Source organism: Dactylosporangium sp. NPDC048998, assembly GCF_043197855.1.
In the GTDB taxonomy this organism is placed as follows: domain Bacteria; phylum Actinomycetota; class Actinomycetes; order Mycobacteriales; family Micromonosporaceae; genus Dactylosporangium.
In genome coordinates, this window is the sequence record NZ_JBICTV010000086.1 from 1 (window position 1) to 5,279 (window position 5,279).

Genomic DNA, 5,279 nt, shown 5'->3' on the forward strand with positions numbered 1-5,279 from the left:
TTCGTGTGCGCACTAGCCCCAACTACTCTCTGATCCTCGGAGTTGTACGAGGAGCTCAGGATCTGAGCAGCAGCACGCGGTGCGCGTCTCTTCGACCCCTCGGGGGTTGCTTCAAGCACAACTTTCGTACACGCCGCGTCCGGCGGTCCACGCGGCGGGAGAGCCCCAATCGTCAGTCGCATGCGTTGATCTGGGTGTACCGGCTGTCGGCGTGCACGTGGTGCGGCCGGCCGCTCGCGTCTGCGTGACTCGCCGAAGTGTCGGATACCCTTGCACTGCGAAATTCTAAAGTGCATGATGCTGAGGGGGGCAACGCCCGCTGAAGTGGCGGGTAGGACTGAAGGGGGACGACTTGCAAGGTTCTTGGCTCGATCGGCGCTTCGGGGCCGGTGCTCCCGGCCTGAGGCGGGGGGTGGCCCTTGGGCTCTCCGTTGCCAACAACGAGGCGGCGAACGAATACGCTGGCAGCACGTTCCACAAGAGGGCTGTTTACGGGACCGCCCGCTACTACTACAGCCTCGATGCGGTGGCTTACGCACTGAAGAAGCTCGTCGACGCCGAGATCTTCAAGTTGCACGGTCGACCTTTCGCCTTCGTTGACGGTGCGCTCATCTATCCCTGGTGTTTCGGGAACGCGAGCGATGTCGATCACCGCGAGATCCCCATGAAGGTTGTGTCGAACTTCAAGAGGGATCTGTTCGCCGCTCGAACCGCGAGTGAAATCGAGCGCAAGGCTGGATGGATCTCGACGCAATCGGGCGCGAGCCGGAGAAGGTCTTTCAGCACTTCGAGTCGGGAGTGGACGGGGCCGGCGAAATCAAGGCGGTGCTTGCCGCATTCTGCTCCAACCCGCAGTCGCGTCTGTTGCGGGTGATTCTCGGCGACGTCGAATTGTATCCCAGTGGACATCTTCATTGGAACTTTGACGAAGAGCTGCAGCTAAGCGACGCTCTTGCCGGTGATTTGACTGGCATTAGAGACGATATAGCCGACAACCTTGACCGGTTCGATTCTCGGCCGGAGCCCGAGGTTTACCTTGGCCTTAATGACGATGACGAGGCCATCGGTGTAGATATTGGGGATAATGAAAATGACATCGAAGGACCCGACCAAGAAGAAGGTAACGAATCTTCCAACGCGTCTTAATATACAACTGGAGCTAGCGCTCGATGTTGTAGAACTTTTCGATGGGGCTCGCCTGACACAGGCGCGGCAGCTTGCTGCCCTGACAAAAAGCGCGCTTGCCGACAAGATAGATGTCTCGGCTGCGGCCGTCGGACAATACGAGGCAGGAACCATTCGACCTCGGCCGGAACTCGTTTTGAGGCTGGCCGAGGTTCTTGGTGTGCCGGTCCGCTTCTTTGCATTTAGCGCAGGCCGACCGAAGGCAAGCCTTGATGTATCGATGGCGCACTTCAGTAGTCTTCGGTCGACTAGGGCGTACGAGCGTGAGCGGGGGGTTGCGTACGCTGCACAGGTCTGGGAGTTAAGTCACGCCCTTGGTGAGAGGGTGCGACTTCCTTCGATCGATCTCCCTGGTTGGGTGGCCGGCGAAGTCGTGCCGTCCGTTCCTGGTGAACCAGCTGCAGCGGCACGTGAACTGCGTCGTAGGTGGGGCCTAGGAGAAGCTGCGATTCCCCACATGGTGAGACTGCTGGAGTCAAAAGGGATTATCGTCACGCTTCTTCCGTTCTCCGAAGCGGCGCGCGTGAAGGCGTTTTCTACCGCAAGACTTCCGCGGCCTGTAGTGGTGTTAACAACAGACAGAGACGACGTTTACCACCTCCGATTTGCTGCGGCGCACGAACTTGGTCATCTTGTGATGCATGGCGAGGCGCAGCCAGGTGATATTGAACATGAACGGGAAGCCGACGCGTTTGCTGCCGAGTTCCTAATGCCTTCGGCCTCAATTATGCCGAGCCTGCCAGGCCGCGTTGACTTCAATGTGTACGCTCGCCTACAAACGGCATGGGGAGTTTCGATCAGGGCTCTCATATACCGAAGCCGAGAGCTAGGACTTCTGGGTGATATGCCTTACAGGCGGGCCTGGCAAAGGCTTCATGAACTCCAGGAATCTCTAGTCGTTCAGCCCGAGCCGATAGATGCTTACCCCGGCGAACAGCCCGTCCTTCTTAAGCGCGCTCTTGAGATCTCCACAAAGAGTGGCGTGGGGATCGAGGCTTTGGCTGATCGGCTTCACTTCAGTACCGAGATGATCAACTTTTATCTTGGAGAAGAGGTAAACAAGCTGCCCGAAGTCGACGTTTCGGACTTTCTAGAGCCTGGCGGATCGCCAGCAAGGATGGGTGAGGTTCGAATGTTTTCACGGGCTCCGAGGCGCCGATCGTAGGCGATCCTGATCGATCATCTGATTAGTCGAATCGATCAGCTGATTACTTAGTCTGTGGGACAATGGCTCGAATGGTGGCTGCCGCCGACCCGGCATCCTGATACACAAGGAGCAGCATGTCGCGAAAGACGTGTGAACGGCTTCCGCTCACTGATTCAACGAAGCGTCGCCTCTGGAGCGAGGCGGGTGGGTACTGCACCAACCCTGAGTGTGAAGTTGTCCTATTCGACGACAACGCAGACGTTGACTTCGCCGAGATGGCGCACATCATTGCCGCTTCGACCGGCGGCCCTCGCGACGTGGCGGTCTCTCAGCTCTCGCCGGAGGCACGAGCGCACCACAGCAACGTTGTCGTACTGTGCGCCAACTGCCACAGGAAGGTTGACAAAGCGCCTGATGTGTACCCGATCGAGCTGCTGCAACAATGGAAGGTCCGACATCAGGAATCGCTCCAACGCGCCTTCGGCACGCCGGAGTTCAAGACTCGAGACGCGTGCCGGGCATTCATCACTCCTCTGCTGGAGGAAAACCGAGTCATTTTTATCCAATACGGACCGGTGGCTGGCAACTTCTCCGAAGCACGGGCCACTCAGTGGCGCCGGCACGTGGTCTCGACAATCGTGCCCAACAACGCCACGATCGGAAGGGTGTTGAAACAGAACCGGTCGCTGCTTGGGCCACAGGAGCGCCGCATCGCCGACCTCTTCGCCCTCCACGTAATGGAGTTCGCAGCGCGCCACCTCTTTCGCGATTGGGGCGCCGAATCTACCCGCTTCCCGGACGGCATGGGCTCGATCCTGACTGGAGAAGCGGTATGACCATCCGAAGTTGGATCATCGGTAAACTGCAGGACGAGTATACGATCCATCCCATTGGACAGCACGGTTTGCAGATCGAGCGATGGGTTCGGCCGACCGCATTCGTCTACTGTGTCGAGAGTGGAACCGACTGGTTCACGACAGCGGACCTCAATCTGGCCCATCAGGAGATGCCCAGCGTCGAATTCGTGGTACTCGTTAAACGGCAGGCCGAAAGCGAAGCCTACGAGCTCGCAGATGAACTGGGCATCTGCCTTTCTACCTTCGGCGAGCTCAAGTCCGCGCTTGCCGAAGACGTAAACATCGCCGAACACCTGAGCCGTGAACAGGCATATGTACTAAGCCGGCTGGGCAACAATCGTCATGTCGACGGTTTGCGGCGCCGCGGAGCGGCAGTATACGAGATCTCTCGGGTCGGTGCGCTTTCCACGCTGAACATCGTGACTGTCGACCACTACGAACTCACCTCCGACGAGGTCTACACACTCTTGGACCGCAACGATAACGTTGATCTCGACGTCATTGTAAACACCAATCCGAACTGTCGAGGATTTGCGGATGAAGTATCAAAGGCAGCCGAGCACGCCGGCGTTCGGGTTCTGACGTTCAACGAATTTCTCAACGATCTGGGAAAAGAATGGGCCTGACGGACCGCTGGCCGCATCTCAATGAATTCTGCCGACTAGCCGCTGAGTTTCCAGAGCTGCAGGTGTGGCTGTTCGGGTCGGCTCTCAAGTCGTCCAGCCCTGCCGATCTCGATGTTCTTGTCACGTACCAGGATCGGAGCATTGTGGTAGCGCTAAGGGCCGCCCGCGGGTGGGACGACTATGACCCGCCGTTACGTATCATCGCGATGACCAGAGGCGAAGAACGATTCTACGACTTCAAGGCGTCCACTGGCGCGATGCGTCTGCTGTGACCCAGCCTTTCGCGGCCCCGCTTCCACCCGCCTTGTCGTCGACATGAGCCCGCATCGTGGCTTCATTCCCGACGCAAACCTCCTGGTCAGAAGGATGGCGGGTCACCGTCATATCTCGTGTCGCCCGTGAGGAACTTCGTTCCCGAGGGAGAGCGAGCGCGCAAGGAAGCAATTGTCGGGTCGGCGCCAGGTTAGGCGATGCTGTGGAGGTCGCAGACTGCGCCGAGGGCTGCAGGACTCGGCCTGGGCAGGCTCGCGGCGCGGTCACTGTCGGCGACGACGTTGGCGGCAAGTCCGAGCCTGACGGTCTGCGCTGGTCGTTTGCGAACATCACTCCATCAGACGCCATCAGTTGCGATAGCCGCTGTGCGTTGGGCCCCGTGGGTGGCCAGGCGGCTGGCTCGTGGGTGCCGGATTTCGTATCTATTCCGATGCCGGGCGGATCGGCAACAGCGTCCGACTGCGGCCTGGCCGCGGGTACGCCTCGGCGGCTGCGGCCAGTCGTGCCGCGTGTTGCCGTTGCCGTTGCCAGTGGCCGTACAACACGCCCTGCTGCGAGAGCCGGTCCACTGCCTTGATGGTTTCGGGGTCAACGTCGCCCGGGGCCGCGTCGCGCCAAGGGGTGCCGGGCAGGGGCATGAAGGTGTGGGCATGGATCCGCGCGCCCATCTCGGCCAGATCGCGGGCCAACCGAAGCGAATCGTCGACGTCGCCCTGGTCCTCGCCGGGCATGCCGAAGATCATGTCGACGTTAATGCGGAAGCCTTCCTCGATACCGAGGCGGGCCGCACGCTTGACCTCCTCGACGCCGTGGCCCCGCTTCGCGGCGTCAAGGACGCGGTCCGAGCCGGACTGGGCACCGACGATGATGTTGTTATTGGAGCAGTAACGCTTGACGAGCTTCAGCGCCTCACGGCTCACGTGCTCAGGGCGGATCTCGCTCGGGAACGAGCCGAAGAAGACGCGGCCTTCCGGGCCGATGCCCTCCTTGCACGAGGCGAGCAGCTCCTCGACGGCGTCCAGGTTCGGCGACTCGTCCTGGCTGCCGTACGACAGCGCCGTAGGCGTGATGAACCGGACGTCCCGCAGACCCCGCTCACGCATCTGGTCGACGTGCCAGCGGACGTTCTCCACACTGCGGTGCCGGAACCGTGCCGAGAACATGAAGGGGGTTTGGCAGAACCTGCACGAG

At 60.2% G+C, this 5,279-nt stretch carries 6 protein-coding genes; 5 read left to right on the plus strand and 1 reads right to left on the minus strand.

Annotated elements, in window-relative coordinates:
* The first annotated feature begins 738 nt into the window (after positions 1-738).
* From ACGFI8_RS47810 to ACGFI8_RS47830, 5 genes are all read left to right on the plus strand, one after another.
* Positions 739-1,146, plus strand: a complete 408-nt coding sequence (locus tag ACGFI8_RS47810) for a hypothetical protein (protein WP_392815743.1) — start codon at positions 739-741, stop codon at positions 1,144-1,146.
* The gene (locus ACGFI8_RS47815; RefSeq protein ID WP_392815746.1) at positions 1,091-2,350 is read left to right on the plus strand and encodes an XRE family transcriptional regulator; all 1,260 of its coding nucleotides are present in this window, start codon (positions 1,091-1,093) and stop codon (positions 2,348-2,350) included. Before ACGFI8_RS47810 ends, ACGFI8_RS47815 begins: the two co-directional genes overlap by 56 nt.
* A gap of 116 nt (positions 2,351-2,466) precedes the next feature.
* Positions 2,467-3,168, plus strand: a complete 702-nt coding sequence (locus ACGFI8_RS47820; protein ID WP_392815748.1) for an HNH endonuclease — start codon at positions 2,467-2,469, stop codon at positions 3,166-3,168.
* Positions 3,165-3,815 carry a hypothetical protein gene (locus ACGFI8_RS47825; protein ID WP_392815750.1) on the plus strand — a complete coding sequence of 217 codons (651 nt, stop codon included), beginning with the start codon at positions 3,165-3,167 and terminating at the stop codon, positions 3,813-3,815. Before ACGFI8_RS47820 ends, ACGFI8_RS47825 begins: the two co-directional genes overlap by 4 nt.
* Positions 3,806-4,087: a hypothetical protein gene (locus ACGFI8_RS47830; RefSeq protein WP_392815753.1), complete on the plus strand. Its 282-nt coding sequence runs from the start codon at positions 3,806-3,808 to the stop codon at positions 4,085-4,087. The genes ACGFI8_RS47825 and ACGFI8_RS47830 overlap by 10 nt, the downstream gene beginning before the upstream one ends.
* A gap of 423 nt (positions 4,088-4,510) precedes the next feature.
* On the opposite strand, the gene ACGFI8_RS47835 is transcribed toward ACGFI8_RS47830, so the two are convergent.
* Positions 4,511-5,279 (minus strand): TIGR04013 family B12-binding domain/radical SAM domain-containing protein (locus ACGFI8_RS47835; protein ID WP_392815755.1); only part of this gene is annotated, 769 nt, incomplete at its 5' end.

Excerpts from the sequence above, each read along its gene's own strand:
- ACGFI8_RS47810 (WP_392815743.1), top strand. The coding sequence starts at position 739 with ATGGATCTCGACGCAATCGGGCGCGAGCCGGAGAAGGTCTTTCAGCAC.
- ACGFI8_RS47815 (WP_392815746.1), top strand. The coding sequence starts at position 1,091 with ATGACATCGAAGGACCCGACCAAGAAGAAGGTAACGAATCTTCCAACG.
- ACGFI8_RS47820 (WP_392815748.1), top strand. The coding sequence starts at position 2,467 with ATGTCGCGAAAGACGTGTGAACGGCTTCCGCTCACTGATTCAACGAAG.
- ACGFI8_RS47825 (WP_392815750.1), top strand. The coding sequence starts at position 3,165 with ATGACCATCCGAAGTTGGATCATCGGTAAACTGCAGGACGAGTATACG.
- ACGFI8_RS47830 (WP_392815753.1), top strand. The coding sequence starts at position 3,806 with ATGGGCCTGACGGACCGCTGGCCGCATCTCAATGAATTCTGCCGACTA.